The sequence below is a fragment of the Desulfotignum phosphitoxidans DSM 13687 genome (assembly GCF_000350545.1).
GTDB classification, from domain to species: Bacteria; Desulfobacterota; Desulfobacteria; order Desulfobacterales; family Desulfobacteraceae; genus Desulfotignum; species Desulfotignum phosphitoxidans.
The window spans coordinates 24,003-45,319 of the sequence record NZ_APJX01000009.1; the positions used below are offsets into that span (position 1 = coordinate 24,003).

A 21,317-nucleotide genomic window follows, 5' to 3' on the forward strand; every position below is an offset into this window, starting at 1 on the left:
ATAAAATATTCAACTATACCTTTTTCCCGGTCGTAGGCCCGGGTTCCAAACTTAAACAGCCGGGATCTATTTTTTGAGTTCATCCCATTTATAATCAATGAGTTCCAGCAGTACCCCGTTCATTTTTTTAGGGTGGATAAAAGAAAACTCGCAGTCACGAAACGGTCTCGCGCCTCCGATAAACGGATAATTCTTTTCCTGAAGCTCTGCCATGGCTTCCCGGGTGTCATCCACATTGAAACTGATGAGCATGACCCCTTCCCCTTTTTTTTCGATGAATTTTGCCACATCCCCGTCCGGTGTCGTCGATTCCATCAGTTCAAAACCGACGCCTCCGAGCCAGTATCTCGCCACCCTTATCTTTTCAGGCTCATCAATATATGCATCGTCAGGGGCCGTTTTCCCCAATACCGGTTCCCATACCTTACGGGCTTCATCAAGATTTTTGACGGCGATGCAGATGTGATCGATTTTATTGATTTTCATTTTTTCCTCCGTGGTAAAATTCACGATTATCTGTCTTTTCGTGAAGTGTAGTAAAATCCTTTAAAGCCTATCAATCAATGCTTGATTACTCAAAGCCGTTAAAATCCGCTTATTGCAATACGACTGATATACACATAATAAGCATCATCTAAATTTTATTGTCAAGGGAATTTTTTAATTTAATTTTCCGGGTTTTTGAATTATATAACAAGCGGAAATGAAGTTGCCACTAAGTTCATGTGTGATGAGTTACCAAATCTGTGAGAAACTCGTTATACTGCCATCAAAAAAAATGGCTTGTGTGACTGAAAGGGCAATTATGGATGCGATTTTGACAGAAAAAAATACCCGAAAACAGTGGCCCGGTTTCAAGAATCAGGGAAAAATTTGTCCCGAGCACCCCGTCGGTTGAGATCTCTATTGACAGCTTTCTGACAGGCCTTCTGGCACCATTTATTCAACGATCCTTCGATGATGTTTTCTACGACACAATGGCCAACTGTTCTGATGAGCAGTGCATGCGGGGGAGGGTATCAAAGAAACGATTCTTGTCTCAATTTGCTCAGACTCTCCAAAATATCTTTTTTAACGACTTTGAGATGTGAATTGATCGCTTTGTCCAATTTTTCTGGACTTTTTTTTTTAAAAGCTTGGTAAATCTGATTGTGATCTTTTAAAGCACGTTGCGCGACTTCTGGATAAATTATAATTGATTGTCTGAATTTCAGCGTATAATCACTCAGCATCATACATATTCGGTAAAGATATTTACTTCGTGTGGCCTTGTATATTATTTCATGGAATTCGATATCATAATTCGGCATATCTATTGTAGAATCCTTATCGATTGCTGCTTTTGATATATTCAGATTATTTTTTAACTGTGTAAGTTCTGCATCGGTAATGTTATTGATCGCTTTCTGGCCGGCCACATGTTCAATCGCCATCCTTGTTTCAAATAAATCCATGATATCACTTTCTGAAAGGGATTGTACAATATATCCGGCCCTGGGAATTGCATATAGCAGTTCCTCTTTAGCAAGTTGCTGCAGAGCCTCTCTTACAGGAGTTCGACTAACTCCTTTTTCTTTCGCAAGCACTGTTTCGACCAATCTTGTACCGCCGGGTATTTTCCCTGAAAGAATGTCCAATCGCAACTCTTGAAAAATTTGATCTGATTTCGAATTATTTTTGATTCTCATAAAATTAAACTTTTATAAATACTTAAATGTCGGCTTCATATGTTTATCATCATAAATTAAAATACTCAATCAGGATGTTGAAATCAATGAAAAAAAGCAGGAAACTCAATTATATGAAATGGATTATTTTTTTTCTTGACAAAACAATTTTCCTATGGCCACAAAATTCAGTTGGATTTTGTAGAATCATGAACATTTCTCCAAAGCCAGATAAATTTTCTCCGGCAGATTGTCTATTTTTATCAATTTCCTGAAGCCCGGCAATACACGATCGGTAGGAGAAGTTGAAGAGGTTGCTTCATATCCATTGATTTCGAGATCTGCGAACAGTCCTTCAAGATTTTCCTTCCCATTCAGAAGCAGGTGCATGTATTCGGGGTTTTTCAGATTTTTTATCAAGGGCGTGTCAGCCAGCATTGCATGCAAGACCCGCCGCATGGAGTTATCACCGGTTTTTCTTCGATGATCACGGCGCAGACCCCGAAAAAATTGTTCCAGCAGATTATTGGTGCGCTGGGGATGGATGGTTATTTTTCCGGACGGGGTATCGATATCGATAGGATCTGCAAACAGTCGTTCATCGTACTTGTCGATCTGTTTGGCCAGCTTTTGGCAAAGCAGATCTCTTTTATATCTGGCGTTTTTATCAAGTTTCGAACGGAATCGGCGGACGGCTTTTCGGATACTTTTCATAGATTTGTGCGATCCTTCATCATTCAAACCGTTCCGTCCGGAAGGATCGGCAATACGCATTTTTTCCCGGAGATCATCAAATAGAATGGTCCGCCATTCAAGATCGTCAACAGATCGCTTGAAATTAGGATCACCACAGAGATCATTTGTCAGTGTATTAAGCTTGCAAAACAACCGTTTTCCGACTCGGTCTACATGGGAGACCTGATCCTGCATGATCGGAAGATTTTTGTTCAACTTCACAATTCTGCGGGCGAAGGCCAGAAGTGGTCTATCAAACGGGAATCCATAACCGTTTCCCTCTTTTTTGCCCTGCAGGCACCACAGGCACAGGGAATAGATCGAAACCAAAGATGTCAGATTCATGTTTTCTACAGCAGGGTCTTCTGTGATGGCATTTTTCAGTTGCCCCGCATCAACAGTTTGGGCTTCAATCCGCTGGAGAAGATCCCGGATCATTTCACCCAGCCGGGTGGTGGCGGCATGTTTTTGCAGGGTTTTTCTCAATTGACCGTAAGAGGGTTCGAGCAGATCCTTTCCGGCATCCCGCAGAAAATGAAAATGGCAGACAAAGTCCCGGATACCGGGAAAAACCTGGGTTACTGCTTTACAGATACCGGTCCCCATGTCATGGACACAGGCAATGGGGTTTCCGTAGTTGTTTTGAAGCTGCTCAAGAAAAGGCACGATATGATCGGCATGTTCGCTGGGGATTTTTACATTGCCCAGTACAATCTGTTTCAGACCGTCCATACCGGTCATCAGTACCGGTGCATCTCCTTCATGAGTAGCGTCCAAGTGCAATATGTATCCACCATTGCGGTTCATGGCCTGTTCAATGCGAGGTGTGGCCTGCCGGTGCGCCAGTGCGAGATAGATGATGAATTTTCGCCCAAGGTACGTGACTTCTGAATGGCTCAAATCAATGTTTCTGAGCTTCAATTCATGGCAGACCTGATCGATTGTCAGGCAACGCTGGAAAAGGCTTTTACCCACAAAAACAAGGACATCCCAGGCCACATTGCAACACCTGGGAACAATGTTCCTTAGATCTTTCGATCGGTGAACCTGCCGGCATGTCCGGCAGTAGTGCAGAGTTTCATGGGCTTTAAAGGGACCGGTCATGCAAAACACAGTTTTCCGTCTGGTTTTCTGGACAAAAAGAGTCTTGCCGCAGGAACAGCGATTTTCTTCGGGCCGGAACCTTACGACCGGCGGCTTCGGGAACAATGCCCCCGGCAGTGTATCGTGATAAAGCCGGATCAAACTCTGGCGCAGTGCAAGCCAGGCTTTGGCTTCGGAATTCAGGCCTTTTTTTTTAACCCGTGTGCATCGAAAAGCATTTGAATCTGCGCAGTGCTGATTCGTGCCCCTGTTTTTTGCAAAACAGATTTGGCCAGCTGTTGCAAATCTGTACCGGGATTCTGGATAAATGCCACAAGGATCTGCACAGCCAACTCCGCCGGCAGGGGTGCAGGTTCGGTTTGAAGCGCTTTTTTCTGAGCATCGGCTTTGATCGGATCGCCGGCCAAATACACATAGGAGCCGCCATGTTTTTGTCTTTGCAGCTGACCCTTTCGGTACAATTGAACCAGAACAGCATGGCAGCGGCATCGAAGCAGCTGACCCAGATGATCGGCTGTCATCCCGGATGTACTTTTCTCGATCAGATTCACCAGTGTGTGGGTCAATGGACCATGTCTTGAAAATCCGATATCCCGGTAAAACCACAAACCCTTGCTGCTGAAACGGGGAATCGAAGCCAGGGTGTACCATTTCCCATTGTGGGAAAAACTGCTGAAGTAACCGGTTTTGGCCAGGAACCGCCGAACCGAAGGGATGGAGTAGTTCATTCGCTCGGCCAGTGGTTGGATCATCCAGCACTTGTTTTCCTGAAAGGCTGAAATCAGCTTCTGGTCGGGTGTTGTTTCCATATGTACCAGCACCTCCTGATAAAGTATTGCAAATATACTCTAATCCAGCTGAGTATTTGCAATACTTTATCAAAACCGGGCCGGCATTACAAGCTTTAATTTTGATTTTTACTATCAAGTAATATAGCCCATGATGCTTGATTATCAGCATGTTGGTCATTTTTTCTTTCTTATCGGTCAAAACAAAAATGAGCAAAGCAATCATAAAGAAATGATCAAGTATGGCATTTTTGAGGTTGTAACCGATTGACATTATTGAATCCAACCGTTATTTGTGGTCATAGCAATTTTCATATGACTTTATGTCAACGTCTATCAAATGACTATCAATTGAACATTTTTTAAACTGTTAAACAAAGACTTTATTTGGAGGCTATTTAATGATTAGAGCGGTAGGTCATACAGGGATTGTTGTTAAAAACATGGATCAAAGGAGATGGCCATCTGGGAGCAGGCCGGCATCGAGCCGGGGTCGGACTGGTACCTGATCACCAAGGTTTTCATGATGGCCACTTTGAAAAAAGCTGATGCGGTCAACGGGTATTTCATGACCGATTCCTCCACCTGGGTGGCCGGCAAAAAAGACCTTTCCAATCTCACGGTACTGTTCAACCTGAATTCCCGTAAAAATATAACGAGGAAATAAAACTAACCAATTAAAAAAATTATAAATTTGTTCGATTTTCCTTGCATTTTTCATCGTTATAATTTATAAAATTATAACGATGAAATCAAGGAGGTCGTCCATGGCAGCCACTGTGTATCAGACCAACAAAAAGACCGGAATCACTTACGCTTATGAATCAATTTCCCATTGGGATAAAAAGAAAAAACAGTCACGGGCAAAACGAAAATGTATCGGGCGGGTAGACCCCGAAACACAGCAGATTGTTCCTACCAGAAGAAAAAAAGCAACGACCCGGACAGAAGCTACAAAAAAAGGGCCTCTGCCCTTTGCCAGGAATGCCCGCAAATTTTATGGTGCCACCTATCTTTTTGATCGCATAGCTGAGGATACCGGCCTGCTTGAAGATCTGGAGACATGCTTTCCAGAAAATTGGCGGCAGATTTTGTCCATTGTCTATTATTTGATTCTTGAGGACAAAAATCCCTTGAGCCGTTTCCCACGCTGGGCAGCTATTCATCGGCATCCATTTGGTGAAATCATCAGCTCCCAAAGGAGCAGTGAACTGTTCGCATCCATCACCGAGGATGCAAAGCAGCGTTTTTTCAAACTCCAGGGAAAACGCCGGATCGAGAAAGAATACCTGGCCTATGACAGCACGTCGATATCCAGTTATTCGAAATGTCTCCGGCAGGTTCGATATGGTAACAATAAAGATCATGAGCCACTGGCACAGATCAACCTCAGCCTGCTGTTCGGCCAGGAATCCCGGTTGCCGTTTTATTACCGGAAACTGGCTGGCAACATCCCGGATGTCAAAACACTGAGAAAACTGCTGGCCGACATGAATACACTCGGCTATGAAAAGACCAAAGTGGTCCTTGACCGGGGATTTTTCAGTGCAGCCAACATCAATGAACTTTACCGCCAACGCATGAAATTCCTGATAGGCGCGACGTTGTCGTTGAATCTGGTGAAGACGCATCTTGATTCTGTACGGGATAAGATGCGCGTCTGGCCATATTACAATCAGGCTTACCAGGTTTATGCCTGTTGCCTGCCCATTACCTGGGACTATGTTCAGGAACGTCCTTATAAAAAAGACACCCTCAAAGCTGAACGCCGGATGTATCTTCACATCTATTTTTCTCCGGAGCGGGCACTGGAAGACGAGAAAGCCTTCAACAACCGGATGGCTGTCTTGCAGGAGGAACTGGTAAAAGGGCAGCGGCACCCGGATCACGAAAAGCAGTATGAAAAATTTTTCGATGTCAGAACAACTCCGGTAAGGGGAAAAAAGGTTACGGCAAAAGAAGACGCTTTTGTACAGGCAAAAGAAAACTACGGCTATTTTGCCCTGATCAGCAATGAGGTTAAAGACCCTGTTGAAGCACTGGAGCTATACCGCAACAAGGACATGGTGGAGAAAGCCTTTGAAAATTTGAAAGACCGGTTGAATCTCCGTCGAGTCGCCGTTTCATCGGAACAAAGCCTGGATGGCAAGATGTTTGTACAGTTCCTCTCTCTTATTTTTCTGTCCTATATCATCAAAAAAATGAAGGACAACAACCTGTTCAAGGATTTCACAATGCAGGAGGTTCTGGATGAATTTGATATCATCGAATGTTTTGAAGTGCCAGGTCAAAAATTACAGGTTGGTGAAATGACTAAGAAGCAAACCGAACTTTATTCGAAGTTCGGGGTCACACCCCCGAACTCGTTACAATCGCGCGGGAATTTAGGGTTCAAGGGTGATCCGTTCCTGATCAACACTTACCATGCCCTGTGCCAGCCCGAAGGCCGGGGAAAACATCCTGCCATTGCATCCGAGTTCATCGATTTTGTCGCATCGGAACAGGGGCAGCGCATTATCCGGGATTACGGCAAAGACCTCTATGGTGAAGCCATGTACAATGATGCGGAATACGCAAGCCAGTATGCCCATTAAACCGGATGTTTCACCGTCACGATCCGGTCGGCATACCGGTCCAGAAAATGGTATCCGGAACCGCCCAGTGAGACTATTTCCAGCAGCTTGTCCGGGTGGGTCACTTCCACACCGCCCACCACCCGGACACCTCGATTGAACAGCGGTTCCGGAAGGCCCCCTGCGGTAGGTCCCATCACCGCGATATCCGCATCCGGCCGGGCCGCCGAAAGAATCCCCTCCAGGGTGTGATTGATCAAGGTCACGCCGGTGATCACCAGGATATCGGCCTGCCCGATAATGCCAGATGACTGATCTGCCGGAACATAATGGGGCATCTCTTCGGGCAGCAGGGTTTCCGGATTCTTTTCAATCACCCACCAGGTGCCGCCCCGGGCTTTCAGTGCCTGGAGGGTGGGGACAAACGCCCCCACCACGGCCACGGATTTTTCCTTTGGCATGGGCACCGCATCCTGGGCATCGGTCCGTATCAGAACCTTGTAATCCCCTGCCAGGCCTTTTTGCCGGCACAGGGTGCTCAAGGCGTTCAGCACGGCAATGGACAGCGCGGTTTTGATGGGTTCGTCCGAAGACAGCCCGGACAATGCCTCGGACACGGGCATGCCGTTCAACTTCTCGGGGTTGAATATCCGGCCGGCGGAACTGGGGCAGCAGACCGCGGCCGGAATCTCCTTGGCAGGGGTATAGCAGATACCGCCCACCCCGTTGGAGAGCTTGACCGCCGTGAAAAACAGTCCGATCACCGCTTTTTCCACCACCAGCACGTCATAGTCCCTGCCGATTTTCTCCTGTACCCGTTCCCCGGTTTCTTCAAGAATTGTCATTTCCACTCCGTTACATACCATTGTCATATAATCACACCGGTAAATGACATCTTTTAACAGAACCGGTCAGCGAATAACAGCCGTTTCTGTCCAGACCCGTCTTCTGTCAAACCTTATTGCAGTAAACAAGGTGATAAAACATGGCCGATTGACGGAAAGAATTTCCAAACTGTTTTGCCCGTGTTAAAGTAAAATAAAAACCCGCCGCCATTTTGGGCCATAGGCTTCCAGAGAACCAGGAAAAAGGGGACCGTCGTGTTGAAACGTATTGATTTAAATCGCTCGGGCCTGGTGTGGATCGGAATCGGGCTCGGGTTGATTTTCTGGATTCTTGAATCCGCCTTGCATGTCCTTGTATTTGAACAACGCGGTTTTTTTCAGCAGGTGTTCCGTCCGGAACCCCACGAACTCTGGATGCGCTTGACCATTGTGGGCATGTTCATCGTCTATGGGATCTACGGCCAAATGATTGTCAATTCCCGCTGGAAGGCCGAAAAAACCGCCAAGCTTGCCAACACGGAACTGACCCAGATTTTTGAAACCGCTGCCGATGCCATGCGCCTGGTAGACAGGGATTTCAATGTGCTTCGCGTCAACGAGACCTTTTTGGATCTTTCAGGGATGCCAAGGGACAGGATAATCGGCAAAAAATGTTTTGAAGTCCTTCACGGCCCTCTCTGCGGGACCCCCGGCTGCCCCATGGAACGGATTATGAATAATGAAGACCGAATTGAAATCGATTCAGAAAAGATGCGGACCGACGGAACAAAAATTCCCTGTATTATTACCGTAACCCCTTTCAGAGGGCCTGACGGAACCCTTATCGGGATTGTTGAAGATTTTAAAGATATCTCCGAAAGGAAACAGTCGGAGAAGGAAGTGATGGCATCCCGTGAAAAATTACGCTGCCTTGCCGCCCATCTCCAGGTTGTCCGAGAAGAGGAAAGGCAGCGGATTGCCCACGAAATACATGATGAACTCGGACAGGCATTGACTGCGTTGAAAATGGATGTCCACTGGATTCGACGTAAATTGCCGGAAACTGAAGCAGCACTTTTGGAAAAAACAGTGACCATGTCCGCGCTCATTGACAGGACCGTTCAGTCCTTAAAAAGGATTGTTTCAGAATTACGCCCGCGCCTTCTTGATGATTTCGGTCTTTCGTCTGCCATGGAATGGCAGGCGGACGAATTCATGAACAGGACGGGAATTCAATGCGACATTGAACTGGATCCGGAGGATATCATCTTGGATGACGCACGTTCCATCGCTGTTTTCCGTATTTTTCAGGAAACCCTGACCAATATCACACGTCATGCAGATGCGACCAGAGTCAAGGTAAGCCTTAAAAACAAGGGCACGGTTATCGAGATGATGGTTTGCGACAACGGCAAAGGGATTTCAAAAAAGCAACTGTCCGCCACCCAATCATTTGGTATCATCGGCATGCGGGAACGTGCCCATTCTCTCGGGGGGAAACTGGTCATCTCCGGAGAAAACGGCGCCGGAACGACGGTGATCTTTACAATTCCAATCCTATGGAAAGGAGAAAACAAATGATCAAAATTCTTATTGCCGATGACCATTCAATTGTGCGTGAAGGGCTTAAACAGATTGTCGCGCAATCGCCTGAAATGGCTGTGCTGGACGAAGCAGTCAATGGCCAGCAGGTATTGGACCTTGTTCAAAAAAAAGAGTTTGATCTGATTCTGTTAGACATTGCCATGCCGGGAAGAGGCGGGATAGACACATTGAAACAATTGAGAATAGTAAAACCGGCAATCCCCGTTTTGATATTGAGCATGTATCCTGAAGACCAGTATGCAGTCAGAGCGATAAAAGCGGGCGCATCCGGGTACCTGAGCAAAGAAAGTGCCCCGGAGGAATTGATCGGCGCCATTAAAAAAGTGGCTCGAGGGGGTAAATATGTCAGCGCGGGTCTTGCTGAAAAACTGGTTGGAAATTTAGGGCCGGATACTGAAAAACAGGATCATACATTGCTGTCTGACCGGGAATATCAGGTGATGATCATGATCGCCTCGGGCAAGACAGTCAAGGAAATCGGTGAGGAACTGTCACTGAGCGTAAAAACCATTAGCACCAACCGCACCCGGGCACTGAAAAAGATGGGAATGAAAAACAACGCTGAAATGACTTATTATGCCATAAAAACGGGCCTGGTGACCTGACTGTGGCTTGTAATATTGCATGCACCTCCAAAAACTTCCCAGAAATATTTTTCACACTCTTTTTTGTAGGACAAACACTGACAATAAAGAAAGCATGCGTCCTACAGAAAAAACAGCCTGCGTCTGATTTACATTGGCCGTAAAAAAAACGTAAAACATTTACCATACTGTAAATTCCATAAAAATTTGTCCAAACCCATTAAAATTTTGAAAGGAAAAGACCATGATACGCAAAAAAGCGAAAAACCTCTGCCTGCCCGTGCTATGTGCCATAACCTTTGCCCTGGTTATGTTCCAGATGCCTGCCCAATGCCATGCCCTTGACATCTACATCGAGATTGATGTGTCACCCAATGTCATCAATATCCAGAGTCAAAGCACTGTCGTCACAGTTCATACCAACATCGCCTATAGTATAGTGGCTGGAACGTCTGTGACGCTGAACGGCGTTGAAATCGCTTGGTGGAAATCCGATGACCGGGGTAACTTTGTCGCCAAGTTCGATTCCGATGACATAAAAACATTGGACGGACTTAAGATAGGTGAATATAACACATTGACATTAATTGGATTCACAACTGGTGGAGAAGAATTTACAGGAACGCAGGATATCATGGTGATAGAAAACATCCCGGCAGGAAAGCAATAAGCGGATCACCCCCCTATGCATCTTCGTCCATGGAATCTACGCCCATGAACGGATAGGCAATCTCTTCGGGCGGCACAAAATTCTCCTTGATGGTGCGCACCGATGTCCAGCGCAGCAGGTTGAGCATGCTGCCGGCCTTGTCATTGGTGCCGCTGGCCCGGGCACCGCCGAAGGGCTGATGCCCTACCACCGCGCCGGTGGGTTTGTCATTGATGTAAAAATTGCCGGCCGTGTGGACCAGGGCGTTGGTCAGGTCATGAATGGCCTGGCGGTCGGTGGCAAACACGGCACCGGTCAGGGCATAGGGGGAAGTATTGCCCACCAGGGCCACCGCGTCGTCAATGGCGGTGTCCTCATACTTGAACAGGGTCAGGACCGGACCGAAAATTTCTCGGGTCATGGATTCATAATGCGGGTCTGTGGTCACGATTACCGTGGGATCGATGAAATACCCTTTGGATTTGTCCGCGTTACCGCCCACCAGGATTTCCGCCACATCTGATGTTTTGGCCCGCTCGATGTATCCGGCGGCATTGTCGAACGCGGCCTCGTCAATCAGGGCGTTCATGAAATGCCGGAACTCCGTCACATTGCCTACCGTGATCTGCTCCACGGCCGACTTGATGCCGGTAGTGACTTCATCCCACAAAGATGCCGGAACGTACATCCGGGAGGCGGCACTGCATTTCTGGCCCTGGTATTCAAATGCCCCCCGGACCGCTGCAGTGACCACCGGTGCCACCCGGGCCGACGGGTGAACGAAAATATAGTCTTTTCCTCCGGTTTCCCCCACCATTCGGGGATAGGACTTATAGGTATCGATATTATTTCCCATGGTTTTCCAAACGGTCTTGAATACGTTTGTGGACCCGGTGAAATGGATCCCGGCCAGCTCCGGGTGATGAAGCACGGACTCTCCCACCACCGATCCCTTGCCCGGCACAAAATTGATCACCCCGTCGGGCAGACCCGCTTCCGCAAGGATCTGCATGATGTAATATCCGGACAAAACGGCCGTGGAGGCCGGCTTCCACACCACGGTATTGCCCATGATGGCCGGGGCCCCGCAAAGGTTGCCGGCAATGGCCGTGAAATTGAACGGGGTGAGGGCGAACACGAACCCTTCCAGGGCCCGGTATTCCAGCCGGTTCCAGACCCCTTTTTCCGAAGCCGGCTGGCCCGCGTAAATCCCGGCCATGTATTTGGCATTGAACCGGAAAAAATCCGCCAGTTCGCAGGTGGCATCGATTTCCGCCTGAAAGGGATTTTTGGACTGGCCCAGCATGGTGGCGGCATTGAGCAGATACGTATATTTTTGGGAAATCAAGTCCGCTGCCTTGAGAAAGATGGCGGCCCGATCCTGCCAGGGGGTGGTTTCCCACTGCTTTTTCGCATCCAGAGCCGCTTTGATGGCCATGTCCACTTCTTGCTTACCGGCATTGGAAAACACGGCCAGCGTTTTTGCATGGTCATGGGGGCAGACCACCTTTTTCTGGTCGTCTGTCCGGATCTCCTTTCCCCCGATGATCAGAGGGATATCCGGCACGATTTCCAGCTGGCGGGCCAGTTCCGCCCTGAGCTGTCTGCGCTCCGGGCTGCCGGGGGCATACTGTTTGACCGGTTCGTTATCGATTTCCGGCAACTGAAAGATACTGTTGCTCATGATGATTCTCCTTTGATGTCAAAGACGATGCCCTGGGCCAGGGGCAGGTCGTTGCCCCAGTTGATGGTATTGGTCTGGCGGCGCATGTAGATCCGCCAGGCATCACTGCCGGATTCCCGGCCCCCGCCTGTTTCCTTTTCACCGCCGAACGCGCCGCCGATCTCGGCCCCGCTCGTACCGATATTGACATTGGCGATGCCGCAGTCCGATCCTTTGTGGGACATAAACTGCTCCTGGTAGTGGATGGACCGGGTGAACACGGCACTGGACAGTCCCTGGGGCACGTCATTGTGCAGGGCCAGTGCCTGGTCAAAAGTGTCATACCCGATGATATACAGAATCGGGGCAAAGGTCTCTTCCTGGACAATGGGAAAATGGTTTTCCGCCTCCACAATGGCCGGGGTGACAAAACTGCCGTTTTCAAAACCTTCCACCGTCAGGGACGTACCGCCGTAAACCACGGTTCCGCCCTGGTTTTTGGCCGCCGCAATGGCCTGCATCATCACCTGTTTCGCTGTATCGTCGATCAACGGTCCCATCAATGTATCCGGGTCCATGGGATCGCCGATTCTGATCTGCTCGTAGGCATGGACCAGTTTTTTGACGAATGCCTCCTTGATGCTGTTATGAATGATAATGCGGCGGGTGGAGGTGCACCGCTGTCCGGCCGTGCCCACAGCCCCGAAAAGCGTGGCCCGCAAAGCCATGTCCTGGTCACCGTCTTCGGTCACGATGATGGCGTTGTTGCCCCCCAGCTCCAGCAGGGACCGTCCCAGGCGGGAAGCCACCGTGGTGGCCACTTTCTTGCCCATGGCGGTGCTGCCGGTGGCGCTGATCAGGGGAATCCGGCTGTCCTGGAGCATGGCATCCCCCACATCGGCCCGGTTTCCGATCACCAGGTTGAACACCCCGTCTATGTCATATTTGTCCACCACCGGGGCGATGATGTTCTGGATGGCAATGGCCGTGAGCGGGGCCTTGGAACTGGGCTTGAACAGAACCGCATCCCCGCAGACCACGGCCAGCAGGGCATTCCATGACCAGACCGCGGCCGGGAAATTGAATGCCGTGATAATGCCCACAATCCCCAGCGGATGCCATTGTTCATACATCCGGTGGGACGGCCTTTCACTGTGCATGGTCAATCCATACAGCTGGCGGCTCAACCCCACGGCAAAATCCGCGATATCGATCATCTCCTGGACTTCGCCTTCGCCTTCGGCCCGGATCTTTCCGGTCTCCAGGCTGATCAGGGCGCCCAGGCTCTGCTTTTTCTCCCGCAGGGCATTGCCGATCTCCCGGACAATCTCCCCCCGGCGGGGGGCCGGCATCATCCGGAATCTTTCAAAGGCGGCATGGGCTCGGCTGACCACGGCTTCATAATCATGGGCCTGGGCCTGTATCACACTGGCGATGGGTTGCCCTGTGATCGGTGAAACCGATACCAGTTCTTTGCCAAGGGTATGGATCCGGCCCCGGATCGAACCGGTGGTGGCGCCGTAATTGACCGGCTCAATGGCCAGATCCTGTAAAATACTGTCAATGGTGGGTGTGTCCATGGATCATCCTCATCATCAAAAGGTTGCGGTGACTTTTTTTCGCTTATAATTGTATTATAATGACGATCATGCTAATAGTAAAATTCATAATATTTATATTTAACATGAATGGTATAGATTTAAAGTCACGGTATGGACCTGTATCACCTCAAAACCTTTTTCACGTTAGCAAAGATCCGGAATTTCACCAGAACCGCGGACCATCTGCACATCACCCAGAGCGCGGTCAGTCATGCCGTCAAAAAACTGGAAACGTCGATCGATGCATCATTGATTGACCGAAAGAGCAGAGACCTGGCCCTGACCGATGCCGGAAAAATCCTGTTCCGGTCCTGTGAAAAAATATTCTATGAACTGGAAAAAACCGACCAGGACCTGGCCGGGCTGAAAAAACAGACCCCGCTCACCATCCGCGTAGGGGCCACCGTTGAGTTCGGCACCACCATTCTGATCAACCATATCAACGCGTTTCTGGAAGAATTTCCCGACTTTCACATCGATTTTCTGTTCTCCCATCACCTGCTGGAACCCCTGCGCCAGGATACCGTGGACCTGATCATTGACTGTGAACCGCACATGGGGGAAAACCTGGAAAAAATTCATCTGTTCCAGGAACAGTATGTCACCATTGCGGCCCCGGAATTCATTCAAAAAAAACAGATCACCTGTCTGGATGATCTGGCACGGGTGCGGATTCTTTCCATGGACAAGGATCTTGACTGGTGGCGGAATTTCATGGGGGCCATTCCTTCAGATAAACGGGACTGCCTGAAACAGGTGATGCAGATCAACCATATCCGGGGTATTATCAACGGCGCCGTGTCCGGTTTAGGTATCGGATTTGTTCCCAAATACACGGTGATGGAAGAACTGAAAAAAAGCATTCTCATGGACCCATTTCCCCACATCACGCCTGCGGCGGACGATTTCCATATTTTCATCAAAAAAGAACGGATGGGGTTTGAAAAAAACCGGCAGTTGATCACCTACCTTACCCGGCTAGCGCCGCTGAAAAATTTTTTCCAGTAACCCGGCAGAACACTTGACAGCCGGCAATCACCCGGGAATCAGGGTATATTTTTGGCCGTACTCAATGAACTGCGGCGTACCGCCGCCTTCCAGGATGGTGCGGCGGGCCCCGACCAGGTCCGTGATTTTTGTGGCGGCCACGGCATGAACCCCCCGCCGGAACGCGGGCTGGGGCAGCCATCCGGCGGACGGCCCTACCACGCCGATGAACCGGGCGGATTGTGCCGCATCCAGGGCCGCGTCAAACCCGCCCACCGCAGCGGAAGACCCGGTGATGATCACGATATCGGCATTTTTCAGGGCGTTGACATCCCGGGTGATGACAGGGCCCTTCTCCATGACACCGATCTTCAGATCCGGGTTGTCATCCACCACCACCAGGGAGTCGGCCCGTTTTTTCAGAAACGAGATGAACGGACCGATATGGCCCACCATCCCCACTTTGTTGGATTCATCGGGATCAAACAGCAGCAGGTCCAGAAAATCTTTTTCTGAAAACCGGTACTGATCCGGATCCTGAGCCATGATGCTATGGGACAGGGCATTGACCGCCGCCACGCCTACGCTCCGTTCCAGGGGGTGGCTGGATTGCATCAGCGGACACAACGCCAGCAGCGGTTTTTCCGACAAGGCACCGGCCCCTGAATAATGGGCACAGGGCCCGCTGTCCGACCGGGGCGTGAAGCACACGCCCATGATGCCGTTGTCCAGTTCCACAAAGGTATATCCCAGAGATATGGCCACCATTCGGACATCGGGAACGGCATCCAGACGGGTTGCCCGGGCGGTCACTTCCGCAATGATCTCTTCCTGCAAGGTTGTCATGATATTTCCTCCTTGTGGGTATCCAAATATCATGCTTGTATATGTTTGTCTATTTTATGATTTTAATGGTTTTTCCCACCCAGTCCGGCGGCAGATAGATCCGGCCGCCTTTACCGTTCGAACGCACGATTTTTTCAATGAGAACATCCCCGTATACCTCGAATTTCACCGGGGATCCGTTGTTATTTTTTCCATAAGACGTCCCCTTTTTTTCATTCATTACCACTTCCATATTTTCCGTCCTCTTTTATGTTGAAAACAACAACGCGGACATTATCAAAATCCATTCGTTATGTAAATCAAAACATAACGAATGGATTTTCCGAACAGGCGCATTTGGGCCATCCCTGATGCCTCATTGGGTTGCATTCATGCGGTTTTCAAAAAAACTTGGCGTACTGATTCAATGCCCGTAAGCTGAATTTTCCAGGAATTCAGATTGTTATACAATATATGTTAATTTTGGTATTCAAGGGTATATAAATTGCTATTATTTAGCAAAAATAAACCTTATAGATATAATAACAACCAATAATAACCAAAGGAGAGTTCATTATGAGGCGTATCGGAAAAAAAATGGAATATCTGTTATTGCTGTTGTCAGGATTCATGTTGATTGGAATCATCTTTCCCGCGACCGTTGCGGCCGGTCCGTCCGGAAAACTGATCGTTTTCCATGCCGGCAGCCTGACCGTGCCGTTTGATGCCATTGAAAAGGAATTCGAAGCAAAATACCCGGATGTGGATGTGCTCAGGGAAGCCGGGGGCAGCACCAAGATGGCCCGGTTGATTTCCGAAGTCGGCAAACCCGCGGACATCATGGTCTCTGCGGACTACAAAGTGATTGACAACAACCTGATCCCGGCGTTTGCGGACTGGAATGTGCGGTTCGCCACCAATCAGCTGGTGCTGTGCTACACCGATCAGAGCCGGTATGCCGACCAGATCACGGCTGACAACTGGTATGAGATCCTGCAGAAAGACGGCGTGGTCTGGGGTCACTCCGATCCCAACCTGGATCCCTGCGGGTACCGGAGCCTGATGGTGCTGCAGCTGGCTGAAAAATTTTACGGCATCCAGGGATTGTATGACAAAATTCTGGCCAACCGGCCCCAGAAAAATGTCCGGCCCAAATCCGTGGAACTGGTGAACCTGCTGAAAACCGGCAACATGGATTATGCCTGGGAATATATTTCCGTGGCCCGGCAGCACGAACTCAAATACATTGTTCTGGATGATCACATCAATTTGAGCAACTACAAGTACGATGCGTTCTACAAACAGGCTCAGGTGGAAGTGACCGGCAAGAAACCCGGCACCTGGATCACCAAAACCGGCCAGTCCTGCACCTACGGCATCACCATGATCAAAAATGCGCCCAACCCGGAAGCGGCCGTTGCATTCCTGCAGTTTCTGCTGTCTGAAGATCATGGCCTGAAAACCCTGGAACAGATGGGACAGCCGCCCATGGTGCCGCCAATCGTTCCGGATCCCGCCATGGCACAAAAGATGCCGGCCGAAATCGCCGGCCTGGTGGAGGTAAAGGACTGATCCCGTGAAGCGGATGGACCGGATGGGATGGCTGTTTCTGTGTCTGGGACTGCCCCTGATTCTCCTGCTGACCCTGCCTTTGATCAACATGACCACCCAGCCGTCCCTGTCCATGCTCAAAGAAACCATCCTGGACAGGGATGTGGCGGCAGCCATTGCCCGCTCCATCCTTTTGTCCCTGGCTGCGGCCGGACTGGCCTTTGTCATGGGCACCCCGCTGGCGTATCTGCTGGCCAGAAAGGATCTGAAAGGCAAAAAACTGCTGGAAGGGATCATTGATCTGCCCATCATGATCCCCCATCCGGTCATCGGCATCGCCATCCTCAGCCTGGCCGGCAGAAACCACCCCATCGGCCGGTTTCTGTCCGAGGCCGGCATTCAGATCATGGGGACCAAAACCGGTATTGTCTGTGTGCTGCTGTTCGTGGGGCTGCCGTTTTACATCAACACGGTGAAATCCGGGTTTGACAGCGTGCCGGTTCGCCTGGAAAACGCCTCCCGCACCCTGGGCGCCGGCGCCCTGACAACGTTTGCCCGCATCACTTTTCCCTTGACCTGGCGGCACATGATTTTAGGCATCATCATGTGCACGGCCCGGGCCATTTCCGAATTCGGTGCCATCGTGATTGTGGCCTATCACCCCATGACGGCGCCGGTGATGATCTATGAGCGGTTCACAGCCTTCGGCCTGAAATACTCCCAGCCCATCGCGGTCTGGCTGATCCTGATTTCCTTTGTTTTGTTCGTGTTTTTGCGGATGATGACAAGATCCATTCACACGGACACCCGGTAGCCCATGATCTCGCTCAAACACATCGGCCTGACCCTGCCGGAATTTTCCCTTACCGATATCTGCCTCGAAGTGCACGCCCATGATTTTTTTGCGCTCATCGGTCCCACCGGGTCCGGCAAATCCCTGCTCCTGGAAGGGATCATGGGGATCATGCCGTTCACTTCCGGCTCCCTGGTATTCGAGGGCTCGGACATCACCCGGGTGCCGGTGGAAAACCGGCAACTGGCCCTGGTCTACCAGGATTTCGCCCTGTTTCCGCATCTGAATGTCACCCAAAACATCCTGTACGGCACCTGGTATCACCCCATTTCAAAAAAAGAGGCCCGGCACCGGTTCGATTATCTGATTGCCGCTTTGGGTCTTGAAAAAATCATACACCGGTATCCTTATAATTTGAGCGGCGGGGAAAAACAGCGGGTGGCCCTGGCCCGGTCCCTGATCCTCAACCCAAAGGTGCTGTTGCTGGATGAACCCCTGTCAGCCCTGGACCCGGTGTTTCATGACGAGGCCCGATCTTTGCTGAAAAAAGTTCACAAAGAGTTGAAAATGACCATCATCATGGTGTCCCACAATTTTGAGGAGGTGCTGTATTTGGCCAACCGGGGCGCCATCATCAGAGAGGGTAAAATCATGCAGCAGGGACGCATCCAGACCCTGTTTGAAAAGCCGGATTCCAGGTTCACGGCCCGGTTTGTGGGCATGAAAAACATCGCCGCATTTGAGCGCCACGGGGACGTCCTGAAAATTGCCGGCACCGGCCTGGACATTATTGCCGAAACCCCGCCGGCCCCGGACCACCATCACTTGGGAATCCGGCCGGAAAACATTTTATTTCACCCCACGGACACACCGCCGGTCTGTAAAAACCATTTTACCGGAAAAATAACAGACATCGCCCTTTATGGGGTATTCACACGCATCCATATAGATGTACAGGGCGTTTTGTTCGAAGCGGTCTGGCCCAGAAATCTTGTCAATGAATTTTGTCTTGAGATCGGTAAAACCGCTGCTTTTGAATTTCACAGCGCATCGGTCCATACCTTTTAAGGGCAAGGTAATTATTTAAGGATTTTTCAGCCATAAAAAACTCATGCTTAGTCGATCACCTTGGCGCAGTCTTCCCTTTTCCTGATACTCGCTGATCTCTGATCGGTACAAATTCTACATCGTCAATGTCCAGATAAAACTGCTGCCAAGCCATTCCTTCTAATTCACTTTGTTCCAAGTAGGATTGAGGCATGCTTCTGAGCGTTTGGCTATCCCATGCACCGAGAAGTTGTGGATGACCACTTTCGTCTTTCCCAATTTCCAAGATTCTGCCTTGCCAACCGCTCAAAGCCATATCTGAGTCCGGGTCCTTTATCCCTTCCTTCACTCTTATAGAACTGCCCACTTTGAAACTGGGATTGATTTTATGCATATTTCGCTCCACTGCTCGGTTCAAGAAAGCGCTTCTTTTGATCCTTTATAAACAAATCGACCATATCAGGTTTTGAATTCTACTGGTATCCGAAAATAAATGACCCTTTAAAGTTTCAGACATGGGATAATAAAACCTTAACTTTTAACTGAGGCCATATCCAAAACTTCACGCACCTTTTCTGTCATACCCACCATGAAAAAAGCCTTCTGGATGAATGACACCCCTTTATCCAGGACACCATTATGGGCAATGACGTTGGTGGTATATTCGAACGTAAATAGCAGCCGGATGCCGGGAACTGAAAAATTTTTTTTGGGGTTGACAAAAAATGAGATGACTCACTAAATGTAACAATTTATCAATATTTGTCAGGCAAGGAGATTTAATATGAACAAGAATATGGGTTTTTGGATCATGGTATTATTTTGTGGGATTTACATCATCACCAGTACAGCGGTGGCTGAACCCCTGAAAATTGCCATGGTCACGGATGTCTGCGGAGTCAATGACCAGTCCTTTAACCAGTCAGCATGGGAAGGCCTGCTGCGGGCTCAAAAAGAACTCGGAGTCAAAATTGCCTATAAGGAATCCAGGCAGGATGAAGATTATGGGCTGAATATAGCAACTCTCACTGATGCCGGGTATGATCTGATTTGGGGTCTTGGATTTTCAATGAGGGATGCCATTTTGTCAACCGCGCAGGTCAACCCGGACCAGAAATATGGCATTATTGATTTTTCATATGGTCCGGACACCCCTTTAAATGTCGGTTGTGTGGTCTTTCAGGAAGAACAACCCTCTTTTCTGGTGGGATACATTGCCGGAAAAATGACCCGTACCAATAAGGTCGGGTTTGTCGGCGGCATCAAGTTCCCGCTGATCGAAAAATTTGAATACGGCTACATGGCCGGAGTGAAACTTGCCAATCCAGCGTGCGACATCATGTCCGAATATGCAAAATCCTTTACAGACGCCGCTAAGGGTAAAATCATTGCCAGTCGTATGTATCAAGAGGGTGCCGATATTGTTTTTCATGCTTCGGGCAGCGTGGGGGACGGGGTGATTGAAGCGGCCCGGGAAAAAAACAGGTGGGTCATCGGGGTGGACAAGGACCAGAATTTTCTGGCCCCGGACCATGTGCTGACATCTGCCATGAAGCGGGTGGACCATGCCCTTATTGACATGGTGAAAAAATTGGCTGCCGGTGAATTCCAAGGCGGCCAAACCGTTGTGTACAATTTTTCCAATGACGGAGTCGGCATTGCCCCGACCTCTGACAGGCATGTCCCCAGGACGGTTCTGGATGAAACAGATGACCTGATCCGCAAAATTAAAAGCGGTGCACTGGTGGTCCCGTCCACCCGGGAAACCTATGAGGCTTTCATTAAATAGCGGTCAGGGAGTTACATTGGCTTGAATTTGAAAATCAGGCCCAGCATTGGAGAAGTCTGTTCTGACCGGCCTGAAGGTCATTGCCTGCTGGTTAATCGACACTGACGACAATGAAGAGGCCTTCTTTGTCCGGCATTCCTGTTTTCTCCAACCTTTACGTCCGTGAATTTCCAGCCTGCAGTGTTGGCTGATTTCACTTTTTACTCCCTTTCAAATATTTTTGGTCCAGGACAATCACATACCGGCTGGTCACACCCAGGATGCCTTTTTTTAAATCGGTATTTGGCGGATTTGGCAATGCTGCCATTTCCGCCAAATGGTCACGGATTACCTCCCTTGCCTCTTCTTCCGTCAATTGTTTTGGCCCGATGGCTTTTTCTGCCGCTTTCACCTGGCAGAAAAACGGCCTGATTATTGATCATATCGAGTTTTGAATACTATTGGTATTCTTCAAGCAATACAAGTCTGAAACTTTTTGATGATAATAATACTTGAGCAGGGAATGTGGGTAATGCAAAGCTCAGCCGCAGCT

19 protein-coding genes and 1 pseudogene are annotated in these 21,317 nt (G+C 49.3%); 10 read left to right on the forward strand and 10 right to left on the reverse strand.

Annotation, left to right across the window (positions count from 1 at the left end; genetic code table 11):
- Nucleotides 1-66 precede the first annotated feature (66 nt).
- The 3 genes from DPO_RS17570 to DPO_RS17580 all read right to left on the reverse strand — a co-directional run bounded on the left by DPO_RS17570 (nucleotide 67) and on the right by DPO_RS17580 (nucleotide 4,568).
- Nucleotides 67-486, reverse strand: coding sequence for a VOC family protein (locus DPO_RS17570; protein WP_006967608.1), 420 nt, complete (start codon nucleotides 484-486; stop codon nucleotides 67-69).
- 533 nt (nucleotides 487-1,019) lie between these two features.
- Nucleotides 1,020-1,688 (reverse strand): GntR family transcriptional regulator, encoded by a 669-nt coding sequence (locus DPO_RS17575; RefSeq protein ID WP_040012045.1) that lies wholly within the window; start codon nucleotides 1,686-1,688, stop codon nucleotides 1,020-1,022.
- A gap of 186 nt (nucleotides 1,689-1,874) precedes the next feature.
- On the reverse strand, nucleotides 1,875-4,568 hold the full coding sequence (locus DPO_RS17580; RefSeq protein ID WP_201765585.1) for a hypothetical protein: 2,694 nt from the start codon (nucleotides 4,566-4,568) through the stop codon (nucleotides 1,875-1,877).
- A 183-nt stretch (nucleotides 4,569-4,751) separates the two neighbouring features.
- Here DPO_RS17580 and DPO_RS17590 point away from each other — a divergent pair, with 183 nt between their 5' ends.
- Nucleotides 4,752-4,961: a hypothetical protein gene (locus tag DPO_RS17590; RefSeq protein ID WP_006967610.1), complete on the forward strand. Its 210-nt coding sequence runs from the start codon at nucleotides 4,752-4,754 to the stop codon at nucleotides 4,959-4,961.
- Nucleotides 4,962-5,061: 100 nt separating this feature from the next.
- Nucleotides 5,062-6,666 (forward strand): annotated as a pseudogene (locus tag DPO_RS17595) (IS1634 family transposase); the annotation flags it as partial.
- Between the two features lie 218 nt (nucleotides 6,667-6,884).
- Here DPO_RS17595 and DPO_RS17600 read toward each other — a convergent pair.
- A complete protein-coding gene (locus DPO_RS17600; protein ID WP_006967612.1) occupies nucleotides 6,885-7,712 on the reverse strand; it encodes a DUF364 domain-containing protein in 828 nt (275 codons plus the stop codon).
- 255 nt (nucleotides 7,713-7,967) lie between these two features.
- Here DPO_RS17600 and DPO_RS24100 point away from each other — a divergent pair, with 255 nt between their 5' ends.
- From DPO_RS24100 to DPO_RS17615, 3 genes are all read left to right on the forward strand, one after another.
- The gene (locus tag DPO_RS24100) at nucleotides 7,968-9,272 is read left to right on the forward strand and encodes a PAS domain-containing sensor histidine kinase (protein WP_006967613.1); all 1,305 of its coding nucleotides are present in this window, start codon (nucleotides 7,968-7,970) and stop codon (nucleotides 9,270-9,272) included.
- Nucleotides 9,269-9,901, forward strand: coding sequence for a response regulator (locus tag DPO_RS17610; RefSeq protein ID WP_006967614.1), 633 nt, complete (start codon nucleotides 9,269-9,271; stop codon nucleotides 9,899-9,901). The genes DPO_RS24100 and DPO_RS17610 overlap by 4 nt, the downstream gene beginning before the upstream one ends.
- 223 nt (nucleotides 9,902-10,124) lie before the next feature.
- Complete coding sequence (locus DPO_RS17615) at nucleotides 10,125-10,550, forward strand: hypothetical protein (RefSeq protein ID WP_006967615.1); 426 nt, start codon at nucleotides 10,125-10,127, stop codon at nucleotides 10,548-10,550.
- Between the two features lie 13 nt (nucleotides 10,551-10,563).
- On the opposite strand, the gene pruA is transcribed toward DPO_RS17615, so the two are convergent.
- Nucleotides 10,564-12,213 (reverse strand): L-glutamate gamma-semialdehyde dehydrogenase, encoded by a 1,650-nt coding sequence (gene pruA, locus DPO_RS17620; protein WP_006967616.1) that lies wholly within the window; start codon nucleotides 12,211-12,213, stop codon nucleotides 10,564-10,566.
- Nucleotides 12,210-13,772, reverse strand: coding sequence for an L-piperidine-6-carboxylate dehydrogenase (gene amaB, locus DPO_RS17625; protein WP_006967617.1), 1,563 nt, complete (start codon nucleotides 13,770-13,772; stop codon nucleotides 12,210-12,212). The genes pruA and amaB overlap by 4 nt, the downstream gene beginning before the upstream one ends.
- A gap of 132 nt (nucleotides 13,773-13,904) precedes the next feature.
- Here amaB and DPO_RS17630 point away from each other — a divergent pair, with 132 nt between their 5' ends.
- Nucleotides 13,905-14,801: a LysR family transcriptional regulator gene (locus DPO_RS17630; RefSeq protein WP_006967618.1), complete on the forward strand. Its 897-nt coding sequence runs from the start codon at nucleotides 13,905-13,907 to the stop codon at nucleotides 14,799-14,801.
- Nucleotides 14,802-14,828: 27 nt separating this feature from the next.
- Here DPO_RS17630 and DPO_RS17635 read toward each other — a convergent pair whose 3' ends face one another.
- Both DPO_RS17635 and DPO_RS25260 read right to left on the reverse strand, forming a co-directional pair.
- Nucleotides 14,829-15,626: a Rossmann-like domain-containing protein gene (locus DPO_RS17635; protein WP_006967619.1), complete on the reverse strand. Its 798-nt coding sequence runs from the start codon at nucleotides 15,624-15,626 to the stop codon at nucleotides 14,829-14,831.
- 49 nt (nucleotides 15,627-15,675) lie between these two features.
- Nucleotides 15,676-15,846, reverse strand: a complete 171-nt coding sequence (locus DPO_RS25260) for a DUF2080 family transposase-associated protein (RefSeq protein WP_152427726.1) — start codon at nucleotides 15,844-15,846, stop codon at nucleotides 15,676-15,678.
- A gap of 335 nt (nucleotides 15,847-16,181) precedes the next feature.
- On the opposite strand from DPO_RS25260, the gene wtpA reads away from it, so the two are divergent.
- The 3 genes from wtpA to DPO_RS17650 are packed head-to-tail and all read left to right on the forward strand — an operon-like array spanning nucleotide 16,182 to nucleotide 19,017.
- Nucleotides 16,182-17,177, forward strand: coding sequence for a tungstate ABC transporter substrate-binding protein WtpA (gene wtpA, locus DPO_RS17640; RefSeq protein WP_006967621.1), 996 nt, complete (start codon nucleotides 16,182-16,184; stop codon nucleotides 17,175-17,177).
- A 13-nt stretch (nucleotides 17,178-17,190) separates the two neighbouring features.
- Nucleotides 17,191-17,970, forward strand: a complete 780-nt coding sequence (locus DPO_RS17645) for an ABC transporter permease (RefSeq protein ID WP_051069401.1) — start codon at nucleotides 17,191-17,193, stop codon at nucleotides 17,968-17,970.
- Nucleotides 17,971-17,973: 3 nt separating this feature from the next.
- Complete coding sequence (locus DPO_RS17650; protein WP_006967623.1) at nucleotides 17,974-19,017, forward strand: ABC transporter ATP-binding protein; 1,044 nt, start codon at nucleotides 17,974-17,976, stop codon at nucleotides 19,015-19,017.
- Nucleotides 19,018-19,072: 55 nt separating this feature from the next.
- Here DPO_RS17650 and DPO_RS17655 read toward each other — a convergent pair whose 3' ends face one another.
- The gene (locus tag DPO_RS17655) at nucleotides 19,073-19,390 is read right to left on the reverse strand and encodes a hypothetical protein (RefSeq protein ID WP_006967624.1); all 318 of its coding nucleotides are present in this window, start codon (nucleotides 19,388-19,390) and stop codon (nucleotides 19,073-19,075) included.
- A gap of 390 nt (nucleotides 19,391-19,780) precedes the next feature.
- Between DPO_RS17655 and DPO_RS17660 the strand changes: the two genes are divergently transcribed.
- Nucleotides 19,781-20,785 (forward strand): BMP family lipoprotein, encoded by a 1,005-nt coding sequence (locus DPO_RS17660; RefSeq protein ID WP_006967625.1) that lies wholly within the window; start codon nucleotides 19,781-19,783, stop codon nucleotides 20,783-20,785.
- 193 nt (nucleotides 20,786-20,978) lie between these two features.
- Here DPO_RS17660 and DPO_RS17665 read toward each other — a convergent pair whose 3' ends face one another.
- Nucleotides 20,979-21,176, reverse strand: a complete 198-nt coding sequence (locus DPO_RS17665; protein ID WP_040012046.1) for a hypothetical protein — start codon at nucleotides 21,174-21,176, stop codon at nucleotides 20,979-20,981.
- Nucleotides 21,177-21,317: the final 141 nt, after the last annotated feature.

Bases quoted from the DNA above. Each gene is read 5' to 3' on its own strand.
- DPO_RS17590 (WP_006967610.1), top strand. From the start codon at position 4,752: ATGGCCATCTGGGAGCAGGCCGGCATCGAGCCGGGGTCGGACTGGTAC.
- DPO_RS17660 (WP_006967625.1), top strand. From the start codon at position 19,781: ATGAACAAGAATATGGGTTTTTGGATCATGGTATTATTTTGTGGGATT.
- DPO_RS17655 (WP_006967624.1), bottom strand. From the start codon at position 19,390: ATGCATAAAATCAATCCCAGTTTCAAAGTGGGCAGTTCTATAAGAGTG.
- amaB (WP_006967617.1), bottom strand. From the start codon at position 13,772: ATGGACACACCCACCATTGACAGTATTTTACAGGATCTGGCCATTGAG.
- DPO_RS17570 (WP_006967608.1), bottom strand. From the start codon at position 486: ATGAAAATCAATAAAATCGATCACATCTGCATCGCCGTCAAAAATCTT.
- DPO_RS17630 (WP_006967618.1), top strand. From the start codon at position 13,905: ATGGACCTGTATCACCTCAAAACCTTTTTCACGTTAGCAAAGATCCGG.
- DPO_RS17600 (WP_006967612.1), bottom strand. From the start codon at position 7,712: ATGACAATTCTTGAAGAAACCGGGGAACGGGTACAGGAGAAAATCGGC.
- DPO_RS17610 (WP_006967614.1), top strand. From the start codon at position 9,269: ATGATCAAAATTCTTATTGCCGATGACCATTCAATTGTGCGTGAAGGG.
- DPO_RS17575 (WP_040012045.1), bottom strand. From the start codon at position 1,688: ATGAGAATCAAAAATAATTCGAAATCAGATCAAATTTTTCAAGAGTTG.
- DPO_RS25260 (WP_152427726.1), bottom strand. From the start codon at position 15,846: ATGAATGAAAAAAAGGGGACGTCTTATGGAAAAAATAACAACGGATCC.
- DPO_RS17580 (WP_201765585.1), bottom strand. From the start codon at position 4,568: ATGTCAATCGGTTACAACCTCAAAAATGCCATACTTGATCATTTCTTT.
- DPO_RS17650 (WP_006967623.1), top strand. From the start codon at position 17,974: ATGATCTCGCTCAAACACATCGGCCTGACCCTGCCGGAATTTTCCCTT.
- DPO_RS17635 (WP_006967619.1), bottom strand. From the start codon at position 15,626: ATGACAACCTTGCAGGAAGAGATCATTGCGGAAGTGACCGCCCGGGCA.
- wtpA (WP_006967621.1), top strand. From the start codon at position 16,182: ATGAGGCGTATCGGAAAAAAAATGGAATATCTGTTATTGCTGTTGTCA.
- DPO_RS17615 (WP_006967615.1), top strand. From the start codon at position 10,125: ATGATACGCAAAAAAGCGAAAAACCTCTGCCTGCCCGTGCTATGTGCC.
- pruA (WP_006967616.1), bottom strand. From the start codon at position 12,213: ATGAGCAACAGTATCTTTCAGTTGCCGGAAATCGATAACGAACCGGTC.
- DPO_RS17645 (WP_051069401.1), top strand. From the start codon at position 17,191: ATGGACCGGATGGGATGGCTGTTTCTGTGTCTGGGACTGCCCCTGATT.